At 45.4% G+C, this 16800-nt stretch carries 14 protein-coding genes; 7 read left to right on the forward strand and 7 right to left on the reverse strand.

The window, feature by feature from the left end:
- Positions 1 to 2: 2 nt before the first annotated feature.
- The gene (locus HMPREF0999_RS12135) at positions 3 to 752 is read right to left on the reverse strand and encodes a polyprenol monophosphomannose synthase (RefSeq protein ID WP_008780511.1); all 750 of its coding nucleotides are present in this window, start codon (positions 750 to 752) and stop codon (positions 3 to 5) included.
- Between the two features lie 292 nt (positions 753 to 1044).
- Between HMPREF0999_RS12135 and HMPREF0999_RS12140 the strand changes: the two genes are divergently transcribed.
- From HMPREF0999_RS12140 to HMPREF0999_RS12160, 5 genes are all read left to right on the forward strand, one after another.
- On the forward strand, positions 1045 to 1971 hold the full coding sequence (locus tag HMPREF0999_RS12140) for a hydrogen peroxide-inducible genes activator (RefSeq protein ID WP_005856517.1): 927 nt from the start codon (positions 1045 to 1047) through the stop codon (positions 1969 to 1971).
- 86 nt (positions 1972 to 2057) lie between these two features.
- Positions 2058 to 3323, forward strand: coding sequence for a carboxypeptidase-like regulatory domain-containing protein (locus HMPREF0999_RS12145; protein ID WP_005856515.1), 1266 nt, complete (start codon positions 2058 to 2060; stop codon positions 3321 to 3323).
- A gap of 82 nt (positions 3324 to 3405) precedes the next feature.
- Positions 3406 to 3945 (forward strand): RNA polymerase sigma-70 factor, encoded by a 540-nt coding sequence (locus HMPREF0999_RS12150; protein ID WP_005856513.1) that lies wholly within the window; start codon positions 3406 to 3408, stop codon positions 3943 to 3945.
- A 5-nt stretch (positions 3946 to 3950) separates the two neighbouring features.
- The gene (locus HMPREF0999_RS12155) at positions 3951 to 4802 is read left to right on the forward strand and encodes a FecR family protein (RefSeq protein WP_009276021.1); all 852 of its coding nucleotides are present in this window, start codon (positions 3951 to 3953) and stop codon (positions 4800 to 4802) included.
- A complete protein-coding gene (locus HMPREF0999_RS12160; RefSeq protein WP_009276022.1) occupies positions 4781 to 6337 on the forward strand; it encodes an STN and carboxypeptidase regulatory-like domain-containing protein in 1557 nt (518 codons plus the stop codon). The genes HMPREF0999_RS12155 and HMPREF0999_RS12160 overlap by 22 nt, the downstream gene beginning before the upstream one ends.
- Positions 6338 to 6548: 211 nt before the next feature.
- Here the strand turns inward: HMPREF0999_RS12160 and HMPREF0999_RS12165 are convergent, their stop codons facing one another.
- From HMPREF0999_RS12165 to HMPREF0999_RS12190, 6 genes are all read right to left on the reverse strand, one after another.
- The gene (locus HMPREF0999_RS12165) at positions 6549 to 7838 is read right to left on the reverse strand and encodes a nucleotide sugar dehydrogenase (RefSeq protein ID WP_009017917.1); all 1290 of its coding nucleotides are present in this window, start codon (positions 7836 to 7838) and stop codon (positions 6549 to 6551) included.
- Positions 7839 to 8026: 188 nt separating this feature from the next.
- Positions 8027 to 9319 (reverse strand): TolC family protein, encoded by a 1293-nt coding sequence (locus tag HMPREF0999_RS12170; protein ID WP_009276023.1) that lies wholly within the window; start codon positions 9317 to 9319, stop codon positions 8027 to 8029.
- Positions 9320 to 9324: 5 nt separating this feature from the next.
- Complete coding sequence (locus tag HMPREF0999_RS12175) at positions 9325 to 12369, reverse strand: efflux RND transporter permease subunit (protein WP_005868335.1); 3045 nt, start codon at positions 12367 to 12369, stop codon at positions 9325 to 9327.
- A 10-nt stretch (positions 12370 to 12379) separates the two neighbouring features.
- Positions 12380 to 13429, reverse strand: coding sequence for an efflux RND transporter periplasmic adaptor subunit (locus HMPREF0999_RS12180; protein ID WP_008778321.1), 1050 nt, complete (start codon positions 13427 to 13429; stop codon positions 12380 to 12382).
- Positions 13430 to 13522: 93 nt separating this feature from the next.
- The gene (locus HMPREF0999_RS12185; protein ID WP_009276024.1) at positions 13523 to 14536 is read right to left on the reverse strand and encodes a DNA/RNA non-specific endonuclease; all 1014 of its coding nucleotides are present in this window, start codon (positions 14534 to 14536) and stop codon (positions 13523 to 13525) included.
- A gap of 154 nt (positions 14537 to 14690) precedes the next feature.
- Positions 14691 to 15728, reverse strand: a complete 1038-nt coding sequence (locus HMPREF0999_RS12190; RefSeq protein WP_009276025.1) for a DUF1848 domain-containing protein — start codon at positions 15726 to 15728, stop codon at positions 14691 to 14693.
- A 122-nt stretch (positions 15729 to 15850) separates the two neighbouring features.
- Here HMPREF0999_RS12190 and HMPREF0999_RS12195 point away from each other — a divergent pair, with 122 nt between their 5' ends.
- Together HMPREF0999_RS12195 and HMPREF0999_RS22705 are read left to right on the forward strand one after the other, a co-directional pair.
- Entirely contained in the window at positions 15851 to 16387 is a 537-nt protein-coding gene (locus tag HMPREF0999_RS12195; protein ID WP_008780503.1) for a flavodoxin family protein, read from the forward strand.
- Positions 16388 to 16420: 33 nt separating this feature from the next.
- A complete protein-coding gene (locus tag HMPREF0999_RS22705) occupies positions 16421 to 16594 on the forward strand; it encodes a cyclophilin-like fold protein (protein ID WP_309568411.1) in 174 nt (57 codons plus the stop codon).
- Positions 16595 to 16800 lie beyond the last annotated feature (206 nt).

Genomic DNA, 16800 nt, shown 5'->3' on the forward strand with positions numbered 1-16800 from the left:
CATTAGGCATGGCTCGCATGTTTCCTCGGATACTTCCTGAAGAAACTCCACCATTTCAATTGAAGGACGCCGAATAAAGCCTCCCCGAATATCGAAGAGTTCATCTTGGAGACACCCAAGGCACGGTTGATAAAGATGATCGGCACCTCCACGAGCTTGAAGCCGCACTTATAAGCCGTAAACTTCATCTCCACCTGAAAGGCGTATCCCTTGAAATGGACACGGTCCAGATCGATCGTCTCCAGCACCTCACGGCGGTAACATTTAAAGCCCGCCGTCGTATCCTGTATCTTCATACCCGTGACGATACGGACATACACCGAGGCGAAATAAGACATCAACACACGGCCCAACGGCCAGTTCACCACATTCACCCCGTTGCAATACCTCGACCCGATGGCTACGTCGGCACCCTGCGCGGTACAAGCGGCGTATAGCTTCGGCAGGTCATTGGGATTATGACTGAAATCGGCGTCCATCTCGAAAATAAAATCATATTTATGCTCGATAGCCCATTTAAAACCCCGGATATAAGCGGTACCCAATCCCAGCTTCCCTTTACGCTCCACGATAAAAAGACGCTCCGGGAACTCCTTCTGCAAGCCCTTCACGATAGCCGCCGTCCCATCCGGAGAGCCATCATCGATCACCAAGATATGAAACACTTTCTCCAGCCCGAACACGGCACGAATGATATTCTCAATATTCTCCTTCTCGTTGTATGTAGGAATAATGACGATACTGTCTGACATATACTTTAATCAATTAATTTTTTAGCTCATTATATATACGACTGTAAACCATTTGTAAATTACTCTCCAAAGTTACATATTTTTTCTGTGTAAATCTATCATCCAGTTAGCCCATTCGTCTGTTCCATGATAAGCAAATGTATTTTGGCTTTTCACCCAACTTCTCCGATTTCCCCCTAAATGCCTAATACTCAAATTAAGCTGATTTATTCTTCCACTTTTATTCGATTATTCCAGCGTTTTTCCGTAAGTTTGTCTTCATTAATTTCTAACGCTTGTAAAATTAAGTACTATGAATATACAGCAACTCGAATATATCCTAGCGGTGGATACTTATCGTCATTTCGCAAAGGCAGCAGAGCATTGTAGGGTGACACAACCGACATTGAGTATGATGATCCAAAAGCTGGAAGACGAACTAGGTATTAAATTGTTCGATCGAAACCTACAACCCGTTCGCCCCACACCTGCCGGACGTAAGGTTATTGAGCAAGCGAGAAATGTCCTCTATCAGGCTTCTCTTATCAAAGATATCGTGAACGAGGAGGAACAGTCATTGAAAGGTACGTTCCGCTTAGCGGTGCTACCGACTATCGCCCCTTATTTACTACCTCGCTTTTTCCAGCAATTATCGGAAAAGCATACGGATCTTGACATCCGTATGCTGGAAATGAAAACCGCTCCCACTATGGCCGCCCTGCAAAACGGGGAAATCGACGCCGCTATCATAGCGAACCAACCCACTGAATCCAATTTACAAGGAGATATATTATATTATGAGCAATTCTTCGGATACGTGGCTCACAACGAATCTATATTCAAAAAGGATTTGATCCGTACCGCCGATATCAACGACGAGCGGTTGTGGCTGTTGGACGAGGGACATTGCTTCCGTGACCAGCTGATGCGTTTCTGCCAGATGGAGAAGGTAAAGGTTCGCCAAGCCGCTTACCGTTTAGGTAGCCTAGAGACATTTATGCGTATGGTGGAAAGCGGTAACGGTATTACGTTCATCCCGGAATTGGCTACCCTGCAGTTAAGTAAAGAGCAGAAAGAATTGGTACGTCCGTTCGCCATTCCCAAGCCGACACGGGAGATCGTCTTTGTCACCCGTAAAGATTTTATCCGGCATACCGTAGCGGGTATTTTAATAGAGAGCATCAAGAAAGCGGTACCTAAAGAAATGTTGACTTTGCAGCCCGGACAAAAGGTTGTGTGATTTTTTTGATAAATCCCATAGGGTATTTCTTTCCTGGGCGATCATATAAGTACAAAGTGATTATTTACCATTAAAACAATACAAATATGAAAGCGCTCTGTAAACAAACTATGGGATTTATCCTGATGATACTGTTGGCTTGCGGTGTAACCTCTATAAAGGCACAGGATAGCGCAGACGATGAGTTTATCACTGTCAGCGGTGTAGTAAAAGACAAGCAAACACGAAAAAAACTGGAATACGTAAATATCTCTATTCCGGGAACCAACGTGGGAACGATCACCAATAATGACGGTGAGTTCTCTATCAAAGTGAAAAACGGCCTCCATGCCAGACAAGTAGAAGTATCGCATATCGGATATTTGAATGGCTTGATCCCCGTAAACGATAAGGACATATTAGAATGTACGGTATTACTCGAACCGAACATGAATACGCTCAGCGAAGTCATTATCCGGGCCGGAGATCCTCGATATATCGTAGAGGAAGCGATTGAGAAAGTAAATAAGAATTACATTACCACGGGTAGCATGCTTACCGGGTTCTACCGGGAGACCGCACAAAAAGGCCGTCGCTATATCAATATATCGGAAGCGGTTATCGATGTTTACAAAACTCCCTATAAGGACAGGAACGTGGAACGGGATCGGGTACAGATCTATAAAGGACGTAAATTATTGAGCGAGAAGGCTAGCGACACATTAGCCGTGAAATTATTGGGAGGCCCTAACCTATCCGTTTACGTGGATGTGGTGAAGAATCCGGATTTATTGCTCGACCCGAATATCTTACCTTATTACGCCTTCCGTATGGAAGAAAGCGTGATGTTAAACGACCGACCGCATTACGTAATCAGTTTCCAACCTCAAGCGATCTTGCCTTACGCTTTATATTACGGCAAATTATATATCGATAAGGAACGGCTTTCCTTCAGCCGTGCGGAATTCGCCCTCAGCATGGATGACCGGAATAAGGCTACCGAGGCCATCCTCCGCAAAAAGCCTTTTGGCTTGCGATTTAAACCCGTGGAGGTAGCTTTCCTCGTAACTTACAAAGAACGTGACGGCATGAGCTATCTGAGTTATATCCGCAATGAGGTTCGCTTTAAATGCGACTGGAAACGAAAACTCTTCTCTACCAACTACACGATCGTATCCGAGATGGTCGTTACCGATGGTAAAGAACAAAATAACTCCATCCCCTACCGGATGTCTTTTAAAGCGGATCAGTCTCTATCCGACAAGGTATCGGACTTCGCCGACGAGAACTTCTGGGGAGCTTACAACATTATCGAGCCTACCGAGTCTTTGGAGAATGCGGTATATAAATTAAAGAAGCAACATAAAAATTGACCGTGTAAATATACTATCGACAATGATATGGACAAATCATTATCTTTGTCCATTATCAATTATCTGTTGAAACCAAATTATTATGGATTTGTTCGTACTCAAAAAGATCAAGGAAGGGGATATTAAAGCATTCGAAAGTATTTTCAGGCTTTATTATACCCCTCTTTGCCTGTACGCGACCAGTATAACAGGAGAGCAGGAAGTCGCGGAGGAGATCGTTCAGGACTTGTTTTATGTATTCTGGAAAGAAAGAGAATCTCTTCCAATCTTACGTTCCATCAAGAACTACCTTTATGGAGCTACCCGGAACCGGTCCTTACAATATCTGGAGCATCGGGAAGTACGATACCGATACCGGAATACGGTTTTAGCCGGAGAGAATCCGGAATCCGAATCGTATACCCCGCAAGATCAACTTGAGTACAAAGAATTGCAATCCTTGGTCAACCGGGCATTAGGTAAATTGCCCGAACGCCGCCTCCGGATCTTTCGGATGCACCGTTTCGAAGGAATGAAATACGCGGAGATAGCCTCCAGCCTCTCATTGTCCATAAAGACAGTAGAAGCGGAAATGACCAAGGCACTACAAACACTAAGAAAAGAAATCGAGAATTATACCTAACAGTTATGAATCAAATAGAAAAAAATAAATTGAAGACAGACCAAGCATGGGAACAATTATACACTCGCTTGGAGCAAGACGGGCTGCTGGATAAGCCAATTTCCGGTACACAAATCCCATACCGGATCGGACTTATGAAATGGGCCGCCGCTATCGTTATACTCTGTGTATCGGTAGCTACGGCTATTTTCCTTGGACAAGAACGGACACCGGAAACCACTCTGCTCACCCTGCATAATAACGAGGCTTCCACCACCTTGGTCACGACTTTGGAAGACGGGTCTATCGTTTATCTGGCCGATAACAGCCAGTTAAGCTATCCGGAACATTTCCAAAGAGAAAAAAGAGAGGTGTCTCTACTAGGAAACGCCCTTTTTGATGTAAGCGGGAATAAGGAACGTCCTTTCCTAATCGAGACAGAGCAAGCCCGGATCGAGGTATTGGGAACCTCATTCAATATCAAAAGCTCGGATAAAAGCGCCTTTGAATTGGCCGTTCGCCGGGGATTAGTGAAAGTGACACTCAAGAAGAACGGAGAACAAACGCTGGTAAAGGCCGGTCAAACCGTATCCTTATTCTCCAACCGTTTACAAGTAGCTCCGACTCAAGATAACGAACAATTTTCCGATTACACCCGCCGTATCCAGTTTAAGGATGAGCGCTTAGGAGATATCTTGCATGTAATTAATCTGGAGTATCCGATGATGCCATTGAAGACAACGGCTGATTTAGAGAATAGACGGCTGACCGTTAGTTTCTATAATAACTCACCCGCAACGATGGCTGAACTGATCTGCGCGGCGTTAAAACTAAAATGTACGCAACAAAATAATATATGGATGATTTCCGAACCTTGAGACAGCTGATCGTAGGATGGTTGCTGTTACTCGTAGCTCTCATCCCTATGAATGCCCAGAATGGTAACGTACTGGGACAGGTCATACGATTGCCTAAATCAAAAGGAAATATCTACCAATTGCTGGGACTCGTCACGGAACGTTCCGGCTATCTTTTTATATACGACAGTAAGATTATCGATAATGAACAAACAACATCGATAAAAGGTGGAGATTATACGATACAAGAAGCTATATACGCTATTACCGGTAATAAAAATCTGGCGATCCGTGCGATAGAGAACCATCTCTTGCTTTATCTGCCAGAGAGTCCCTCCGCTCCTAAAAGCGCATCCGTAACTCCCGATTCCATACAAACCTATTTCTCGATAGAAGGTTCTTTACAGGATCAATATACCCATGAGCCAATCGCGTTCGGATCGGTAGGAATCGGCGAGGCCGCTATCGGCACCATCACCAACCAGAATGGAGAGTTCCGATTGAAATTACCGGACTCACTCCGATTATCCAAGGTACGTTTCTCTCATATCGGCTATCTTCCCCAAGAGATAGATGGTCGGGAGTTAATAGATAAACATACCGTCTTATCCCTAGAGCCTAAAGTAATCTCCATCCAAGAAGTTATCGTGCGTCTAACCAATCCGAAACGCTTATTACAGGAGATGCTGGACGAGAGAAGAAGCAATTATTCCCAGCACCCGATTTACCTTACCACATTTTACAGAGAAGGCGTTGAACGTAAAAAAGGACTCGTAGGACTGACCGAGGCTGTTTTTAAGGTATATAAGGCATCTTACCACAGCAATGCCTTGGCCGATCAAGTGAAACTACTAAAGATGCGCCGCATCAGTAACGAGCAGGAAAAGGACACATTGATCACAAAAATGAAGTCGGGTATCTACTCCTGCCTTGTCTTGGACTTGATGAAACAGTTACCGGAGTTTCTGGATCCTAGCCCGGATTCACCCTATACATACGCCCATACCGACATCACGGTAGTGGATGATCGACTTGCTAACGTCATCTCTTTCGAGCAACGAAAGAGTATCAATGAACCGCTTTATCGGGGACAGATATATATCGACATGGAAAATAATGCCTTATTAAGAGTGGACTTTGAGGTCAATCCCCAATATATCGAGCAAGCGGCCGGCATGTTCGTCGAGAGAAAAAGCCGGAATTTACGGATCACGCCCCAGAAAGTAGCCTATACGGTATCTTACAAGCAATGGAATGGCACCTACTACATTAACCATATCCGGGGAGATCTGCATTTTAAAATTAAAAAAAGAAGACAACTTTTTAACACAAATATTTTACATACTTGGTTCGAAATGGTTACCTGTAAGATAGATACAGCCAATGTGAACCGCTTCTCACGCATTGAATCCCTTCCCACCCGCACGGTTTTCTCGGATACTCACTTCAACTACGACGAGGGTTTCTGGGGAGATTTTAACGTAATATTACCCGAAGACAAACTGAATGAGGCTATTAGCAGAATCACCTCAAAGATAGAGGAAACGAACTACTAATCCCTTGAAAATCATAAAGAGAGCCTTTTCGCAAAGGCTCTCTTTATAGGTTTTTAATAGGTATTAGTCTTTAAGGCAAAAAGATTGTTTAGGTTATCTGCATGCAAAGATGGGCTAATTAATATAATTGAGCAAATAAAAAAAGATATTGTACAACACATTTTTTTAAGTTTATCGAAATTTCTTTGCAGCTTGTGTTACTTTTTAACAATTACAGACTCCAATAGATCATCTGATGGATGCTACCTCGATAGACTCCTTTCACGTCCGCCAACACGGCATGTTCATTCGTGATCGACATGAAGTAGGACTCATCCAGCTTCAAATAAGTCGTATGAGCGACAGCTACCACTACCGCATCATATTTCTTCCCGGGCCTCTCTACTAACCGGATACCGTACTCTTGCAATACTTCCAAAGGGGAAGCGAACGGATCCATCACATCGACCTCGGCTCCGAAGTCCTTAAACTCATTGATAATATCGGCTACTTTCGAGTTACGTATATCCGATACGTTTTCCTTAAAAGTCATACCCATCACCAACACATGCGCTCCTAGGATATTTTTCCCCTGCGAGATAATCTTTTTCACGACCTTCTTTCCGATATACCGTCCCATGGAATCGTTCACGTAGCGACCGGAGTTGATCATCTTCGTGTGATATTGCAATTCTTTGGCTTTATGCACCAGATAGTAAGGATCTACCCCTATACAATGCCCACCTACCAATCCGGGAGAGAAAGGCAGGAAATTCCATTTCGTTCCGGCGGCTTTCAATACATCAAACGTATTTACCCCCATTCGATCGAAAATAATGGAAAGCTCGTTCATAAGGGCTATATTCACGTCACGCTGGGTATTCTCGATAATCTTGGCGGCTTCGGCTACCTTGATACTAGGCGCACGGTGCAACCCCGCTTGAACGACCAGCTTATAGACTTCCGATATCGTTTCCAAAGCTTCGGCATCGCAGCCGGAAACGATCTTCACGGTATTTACCAAGGTATGTACCTTATCACCCGGATTGATTCGTTCCGGTGAATATCCAACCTTAAAGTCCTCTCCTACTCTCAACCCTGAAACCTCCTCCAAGATCGGGATGCAATCCTCTTCCGTACATCCCGGATATACGGTAGATTCGTATACTACATAATCGCCTCGTTTAAGGACTTTGCCTACCGTGCGGGTCGCACCCAACAAAGGGGATAGATCCGGCTCGTTATGGCTGTCTATCGGGGTAGGAACAGCTATAACGTAAAAAGAAGCCTCCCGCAACTTTTCTATAGAAGAAGTAAATGTGATATCTTTATGTTCAAATACCTCAGTAGGAAGCTCACCACACGGATCAATACAGTTCCGAAGCTTGTCCAAGCGATCCTCGTTGATATCAAATCCGATAACGGAAACATGTTTAGCGAATTCCATCGCGATAGGAAGCCCGACATATCCTAGTCCGATTAGGGCAAGTTTCGTTTGTTTATCTAGTAACTTTGTATACATCTTATTATTTCATCATTCTACTTAAAAGTCCGGGTTCCAAGGAGTGTCCCAAACAGACGAGATTGTATGCAAATGTAGCAATCTTCAGTTTACCTAACGGAATAAAGGATGTTTTATTTCATAAAGAAGGTCCCTTATCTCGTTTCCAAAATAAGGGACCTTGTCTTCTAAGTATAAATATGTTTCTTTTACTGCAAACGCCGGATACCTATAGCCTTGTTATATTGGGCTAAAGAAGCCTTTTGCTGATACCAAGTCTGGATCAAGCTACTGTAAGACTGAATCCATGACAATTGGGCGGAGAGCACATCCAAGATCGGTAGTTTACCCTCGTTGTAGCTGAAGGTATTCAAATCAAGGTTCTCCTCGGCAATCTTACAAGCCTCTTCCGCGACGGTAATTTGTTTCGTATACTCGGTTAGGCTTGTCCATGCGTTCGCTACCTCTTGAGCGATCTTATCACGCGTATTGTCCAAGGCGTATTCCTTACTACGAAGGATGGCCTTCTGGGAATTTACCTCCTTGAAACGGGCTCCCCAACGGAACAAAGGTATCTTCAAGGAAGCGAAGACGGCCGGAGTCCACAACTGGTCCGAACCTTTCACGTTCAACATCGGCGTACCCCAAGTACCTTGAAAACCGATCGCCAAAGACGGGTTATATTTCGCCTTCGACAAATTGATCTGTCTCTTTTGATACTCTATGTTCAACTCGGAAATAGCGTAGTCCGGACGATTCCGAAGAGCTACATCCTCTCCTACTTGCAACGGCAAGGCCAGATAGGTCGTAATGGAATCTTCCACCTCGATCGGGTCTAACGGAGACACACCCATCAATGAGTTCAAGTTCTGTAACGCGATCTGATATTCCTTATAAGCCGAGCTTTTATTCAATTCCGCTTCTTTCAAGCGGGACTCCACTTGCAATAAATCGGTCTTGCTGATCTGGCCGTCATTGAAACGGATCGTCAACACGTTCGCCAACTCCCCGACAATGTCTACATACTGACACATCACATCGTACATACCTTTACGTGCGGCGGCCGTCCAATAGTTCAAATCGGCGGAATAAACGATATTATCCGTTGTCAATTCTTCCGCTTGCTCGGTGATCTTGCCTTGTACCTGAGCTGCCTTATAGTTATTATAGATCTGTCCGCCGGCATAGATGGGCTGGCTCACCGTAGCGCCTAGGCTATACGTATTATGGTCCATCTCTACGGACATGCCCGGTCCGAAATCCAAATCATATTTATTGATACGGTACTGATAACTGCCGGAGAAGTCCACCGAAGGGAAGAAACCGGTCTTAGCGGCCTTGATCGCATGCTGCATAGCGATACGCTCCTCAGAGCTTTGCTTGATCTGACGGCTGTATTCAAGGACCCGTTCCTTATATTCCACAGCCGATAGCCGGGCGTCTTGCGCTTTAGCGGACAAGGCACCCAACAATAAACAACCTATGATTATTTTATTTCTCATACCTTTTACTCTGATTTAATCTTAAAGAAAACACAATAAGTAACCGGAAGCACGAAGATCGTCAAGATCGTAGATACGAACAGACCACCCATGATGGTAGCCGCCATACCGGCGAACATAGCGTCACCCAACAACGGCAACATACCTAAGATCGTCGTACCGGAAGCCATCGTCACCGGAACGATACGGGTTTTCGTTGCCTCTATCACGGCATTCACCGGAGACAAGCCCGCGTTCAATTGCAAACCGATCTCGTCCACCAGCACGATCGCATTCTTGATATTCATACCGATCAAGCCCAACAGACCCAGCATAGCAAAGAAGTCGAGAGACTTACCGAACACCAACAATCCCAATACCACACCAATGAAGATCAACGGCAGCATCGCCATGATCAATACCGGTTTCCGGTAATATTTCGGGAATAAGAATAACAAGGTGACATAAATCAAACCGAACATCAACGGGATATTAGCGGCGATCGCCTTATTACCTTTATCTTGCTCGGATTGCTCACCGAAATACGTCATCTTATATCCTTCCGGCACCTGAATCTTCTCCTGTACCTCTTTCCACAAATGACTGAAAGCAGCCATCGTATTGGCGCCACGCTTCGGCTCACACTGCATAAGCATACACGGCTCACGGTTGAATCGTCTCACTACGTTAAACTCATAATCCAGCGAGAAATCATCGATCACCTGCTCCACTTTTACCGAACGGCCTTTAGCGCTATAAACCGGCAAAGTCTTTATATCATTCAGACTGATAGAATCCTTATCCGCATCTTTCAGTAAGATCGGCATAAACACGTCGCCCTCACGATACTCACCCAAAGGTACGCCATTCGTAGCCGAACGCAAGGAATAAGCCACCTGCTGACGGGTAATACCTAGACGCAAACCTTTCTCTTGGGAATATAGCGGCTTCCATACCGGAACCTTGTTACCCCAACTATTGCGAACCTCCATCACCTGATCATAATTCCGGGCGATCTCCTGCGCCCTTTGCGTCAAGGCAACCAACGTGTCTACGTTATCGCCGATAAAACCGATCTCGATCGCCGCATCCGGAACCGGAGACAAGGCGAACAAAGCCGAACGGGTCAATATATTCGGATAGTTAGCGACCATATAATCGTAGAACTTACCCTCTTCCGCTTGCGCATCCTCCGGATCTTGTGTCTCGATCAACACATTGGCGAAGTTTGGCTTCGGACCGATAGAAGAACTGGCCAAGTAATAACGTACCGGCGAACCTCCCAAGGTAAACGAGTATGATTTGATATTCTCATTCTTGCTGAGATATTCCTCCTCTATCTTCTTCACGTTCGTCTCCACGTCGTAGATGCTATATCCTTCCGGGAAGATCAAGTCCGCACGGAAATAAGGCTTGCTCATGATCGGGAAGAAACTCTGCGGCATGATGCTCATCACGAACAAGGAAAGGAATAACGTAGCTACCACGGTAGAGATCGTTACATATCTACGCTTGATCAAACGGCCCAATACCGACTCAAATTTATGATACAGCTTCGTATCGTACGGGTCTTTGCTCTCACCCGGTTTCGCCTCTTTCAAGATAAAATTACCGAAGGTAGTCGTTTGCGTCAAGGCCAAGACCCAGCTTAATCCCAAGGATACCGCCAATACGATAAACAACGGTTTCACGATCTCGGCCACGGATGCCGGTGCCAAGTACATCGGCAAGAAAGAACATACGGCGATAAAGGTAGCGCCCAACAACGCCCACTGCGGTTTCGTCGCGCCATCGATCAACGCCTGATAACGGGAAAGTCCCCGCTTGATACCGACTTGGGCATTATCCGTCACCACGATAGCGTTATCCACCAACATACCCATAGCGATAATAAAGGCCGCCAACGAGGTTCGGTTCAAGCCGACACCCCAGATCAACATGATCAATAAGGTACCACCTACCGAGAACAACAACGAACTACCGACCAACATACCGGCACGGGACCCCATCACGATAAAGATAATCACGATAACGATCAATAACGACTCGATCAAGTTCAAGATAAAACCGTTGTTCGCCTCATCCGCGATCTTGTTCTCCGGATAGATCGTTTTCAGGTCCATACCCACCGGGAACAGCTGCTCCATCTCCGCTAAATGATCCGCCACGGCGTTACCCACGGCAACCACATCGTCTTTCGAACCGGTAGCGACACCGATACCGATGGCACGCTTACCGTCCACACGCATCAGGTTCGAGGGAGGGTCCATATAACCACGCTCTACCGTAGCGATATCTCCCAAACGAACCTCACCGCCACTTTTCGTCACGATCAATTGGTCCCGGATATCTTGTATATCCTTATACGTACCTTCCGCACGCAAACGCAATTGATAATTACCGGTATTGATATCTCCCGTATTCACCAACAAGTTCTGCGTTTGCATCACCTGCTGGATAGCGTTCGGGTCGATACCTAGGTTAGCCAGTTTCGGGATAGAGATCTTTACGTTGACAACTTGTGTCTGTTCACCGAATAGGTAGACCTTCTGTACACCCGGTACAGGAGATAGCTCCGTCTTGATCTTTTGCGCCCAATTACGCAGGTCGTCGTAAGTATATCCCTCATCGGCCGTCAAGGCATAATAAATTCCGAATACGTCACCGAAGTCATCACTAACGGATATCGAGGAGGCGCCAGACGGAAGGCGGGGCTGTATATTCGCCACCTTACGACGCAACTCGTCCCACTTGACCGGCATATAATCCGGAGACAAGGTAGGCTGCAACTCAATAGAAATCTTGGACATACCGAAATAAGACTCAGATTTGATCTGGAACACATCCGACATAGCCTGAATCTCCCGTTCGATCGGCTCAGTCACCAGCTTCTCCACCTCCTGAGGTGTCGCTCCCGGATATTGGGTAACCAAAACCGCTTGCTTGATTACGAAGGGAGAATCTTCCTTCTTCGGCAATTTAAAGAAAGAATATATACCTCCTATCAGCATGACCGCTAGGAAAAAGTATATAATCTTCTGATTCTCTAAGGAATATTTTGGAATATTCATTGTTTATCTCTTAATCTGTTAATACTTTTACCTGTTGTCCATCCACCAAACGAGTGGCTCCGGCTGAGACAACCTGTTCGCCGGGTCGCAAGCCATCCGTTACGATCACGCCATCCTTGCCGATCAGCATAGACTCGGTAATCTTGCGACGCTCAACCTTTTGAGACTGCCCATTATAAACAAACACATACTTATCGCTATTGGCATCGTCAGCCACGACAGCGGCTAGCGGAACCAATACGGCGCCTTGCGTGAAACTCTCGCTATCCACGTTCAAGATCACACGGCAAGAGAAACCTACGGCTACCTTATATTTCTCTAAATTAAAGTTCGGATCATCGATATACAGATATACGGGAACGCCGGAGCCATCGGGAGAGGCTTCCACGTATTCTTTCACCTTCGCCTTGAAGCGAACGCCCTTGTAATTATCGAATTCCACATAAACAGAATAAGGAGAAGAGAAGTAATTGATATTACTCTCCGGCATCGTAAACACGACCTGTAACTTATTCGGGTTGATCAAGCAAACGATTCCTTGTCCGGCCTGTACCTTCTGGTAATTCTCCACATATTTCTTCTGGATAAATCCATCGAACGGCGCACGAAGCTTTGTCTGGTTCAATGTATTTTGCGCATACTCGAAAGCCGCCTTGGCATTTGAGTAAGAGGCTTCCGTAGACTCATACTCTTGCTTGGAGATAGCTTGTTTGGACAATAACTTCTTCGCACGTTGCAATTGCGCCTCAGCGGTCTGGAAAGACGCTTTCTTCGCCTCATATTCCCATTTAAAGTCCAGCGGATCAATCTCGGCCACGATCTGTCCCGTACGGACCTTCTGGCCTTCATCCACGTTTAATGAGATCAGCGGGCCGGACATCTTAAACGCCAAATCACTGAATTGATCGGGCGATACCACTCCACTGAATGATTTCTCAACCATGTTCAGAGAAGTAACGTCCGCCAATTTAACTGGACGAGGACCTTGCTCCTTAACGGGTGGTTGACTACAGGAAACCAATGCTGCCAAAACAAACACAGGGATTAATTTTCCTTTCATGATAACTTGCATTTTGTTATTTAATTATGATTTCTTTTTCTTCACAGTAAATATAAAACATTCTCGCCTAGAGATTGTTGAGCATAACGTGCCTTAAAAAGACCAACTACCATCATTCACGTATGCTTCCATCGGATTTTCTATCGAATCAGGCAAAGAAGGGAAAAAATCAATTCCGGTAACCTTCTCAACGCTATCGATAGGGATCATCATCGATTTCAACGGAGTCTTTCCATAGTCTTTATTATCAAACAGAAAACCTACCCCTTCTGGTTTACCGTTCGTTATCGTACAGATTACCTTATAAAAGGTCTTCGGGATTCCCACCCGATTCTTACCTAACCGTTTCAGGTCGTCCGTGATCACCGGGCCGGTCACGATCAACAAAGAGCCATTCTCTTTCGCCCACAAACGAGCCTGCTCTTCCAGATCTTTCCAGATACCCCGGTTCAAGCCGGGCTTTTGCGGACAGATATTACTTAGGTAGAACGATTCCCGCATGGCCTTGGCGGACCATTTCATATCGCCGGCAGGCGCCATATGCCCTCGGTCATAGCCGGAACGGGTATAGTCCTCGTTCATGGCGGTAGCCCCTTTCACCATGGGGTCCGAGACGAACTTATTAGACCGCTCGTTCTTCTTACTTGTCGCCTCTTTCGAGGTCAGTTCATAGGCTACCCAATTGGCGATCTTATAATCGGAATTATAAGAAACCGTATAGCCCTCATGCTTTATAACCTGCTCTTTTTGTTTATTCTTTAGTCTCGGTATCTCAGCTCCCCCTTGAAAAGTATAAGCGGAGGTCTCTTTCTTTGGGTTCGTCGTTTGCTTGTTTTTCGTCGCTTGTGCGGCTTTCTTACCCGATGTTCCGGAGCCGCCTTTGTCCGAGATCTTCGGACGGACTATTGCCTCCGCCCGATCCTGTTTCTTCTCTACAAGCCGTGTCTTGGATACCGGATAAAACCAGTTATATATGAATAATACACCGATAAAACAAACAACTACCGCAAAAACGCCAAGAAGCATCTTCTTTACAGAGGACATGAATGATGATGCCCGCTTCTTCTTGCTTTTCCGGGGTTGAGGCTTACCTTTCTTTTTTGCCATACCTAAAACTTCCTATTCTTAACCTTTCGTATTGGGCGCAAAAATAGATAAATCCGGCATGTTATACAACACTATTCTAGGATAGTATTGGTCTCGATTACTATAAAAGACGGCTTAATTTAATACGCCGCTTCATTTGACCTTGCTTTCAAATCTAACTTCGAATCAAACTTTCACTATCGTCCGAATAGTGTACCGCATTCTTTTGTACGCATTCCCTACTTGTATTGGCATAACAATAGACACAGAAATGGCGGCAAGTGTTATACCTACCGATATCTTTGCTTATCATGCAACCACAGGCTTTCCGTTGGCCTTTGTCTTTTAGCTCTTTGCGTTTGTCGGGTAAAGCGGGAAACGTACCAAAAAGATCCGGTTCGGGTAATTGGCCTGTTCGAAGATAATAAACCAATTCATAATCCTCCCCAAACACACGCTCCATTAAATCACCGTCGATACACCGGTTATGCTCAATGCCATAAACCGCAAGGTCAATGTCCTCGGCACAAGTAGCGAGTGTCACATTCCAACCAGTAGAAGCCCAAATTTCCCTCAACTTCACCAATCCCTCTACAGTTTCTTGACGTTGCGTCGCATTCATCTCAGCGGTTTCCACATCCTCTTTCGTAAAGCAATTCGTCTCTTTTATAAGATTGTTCTGTACCTTACGATACGCCTTTACATCTACGAAACTGAACACGAGCTTATCAGTATATCCTTTCAACTGATTGCCGATCTTCCAAATACGGCTAAGCAGGACACGAGGCGTGATAGATGGAGTTATAATCAATGGGTCGAATCGCCAGATCACCCGTTCCTTCCCTATCATTTCCGACAACTCCCGAAATGTCTCCACCCGTTGCGTAACGCTCGGCACATTCGGCTCAAAGCCTTCGCTCACATAGTCGTTCAACGTGAACTGGAAATAATAATGGATACCCCTCCTATCCAACTCATGCAAATAAGGTAATATCGGCTTCGGGTTCTTTGTCCAAAACACGATTGCCTTACACCGCTCAAACGACACATACATCTTCCGCCGATTAAACGGATTATACCAAACACAATACCCCTTGGCCAAACGATTAAAGAACCACTTGGCATAAAAGGCCGGAATATCCGTTGACCGGCTGGCCGAAATGATGATGGGAGCAAGTGCCTCGACTTGCTCACCGGAGTCCGTTGTGATCATTCTTCCGTATTATTATGTAATTAGGGTCATAACATCCGTAATTTGTCTACCGCAAGATAGGGATTATCTCGCTATTTTTGTATCCTAAAAATGAATGTAGAACCTAATAAATAACAGTAAACATGAAAAATGTATTGATTTTATCTTCCAGCCCCCGTCGTGGAGGCAATTCCGATACGCTATGCGATGAGTTTATGCAAGGGGCGATCGAAAGCGGTCATCGTGTGGAAAAGGTTTTTCTGCGAGACAAGACCATTCACCCCTGCACGGGATGCGGCGTGTGCAGCCAATACAAGAAGCCTTGTCCACAAAAAGATGACGCGGCAGAGATTATCGGAAAGATGCTTGCCGCCGATGTGATCGTGATGGCTACGCCGGTCTATTTCTATGCCATGAGCGCACAGATGAAGACGCTGATAGACCGTTGCTGCGGTCCTTATACCGAAATGAAAAACAAGGAGTTTTACTTCATCGCCACGGCCGCTGAAGACGATAACGGCATCATGGATCGCATTGTGGCCAACTTTATGGGATTCCTCGACTGTCTGGAGAACCCGACCGTGAAAGGAACGCTATTCTGCGGTGGTGTGTGGCACGTGGGCGAGATCGAAGGGAACCCGACCTTGAGGCAAGCATACGAGCAGGGAAAACGAGTATAATACTCTTGATCGCGACCAATACGTTCGGGTATAATCCATACAAGCGACCTACTTCTATGGGGAGCGAATACGGTAGTCCTTTTCTACGAGACCTTTTCCTCGTCTTACAGCTATACCCGTTTAGGGAAGATAGAGAATCCCGCAGGGTTGGTCGACGTACTTGGCAGAGGAAACGTGAGGGTTGCCCGCTTCTCCCTAAGTAAATAATGCTCCGATACCGCATAAATACCTTATCGGTAGCAGATGAATTCTTGTTCGCATACTGTATAATTCTACAAACCACGACGTGGTCTGTACAGATCAAGACGTGGAATATACAAATCACGACGTGGTCTATACATTTCACGGCAATAATTTGGAAATAGATCAAGTAATAAGTATATTTGTATATAGTAAGAAGAATGTTTTTTACT

It is taken from the genome of Parabacteroides sp. D25, from assembly GCF_000307475.1.
Classification (GTDB): Bacteria; Bacteroidota; Bacteroidia; order Bacteroidales; family Tannerellaceae; genus Parabacteroides; species Parabacteroides distasonis.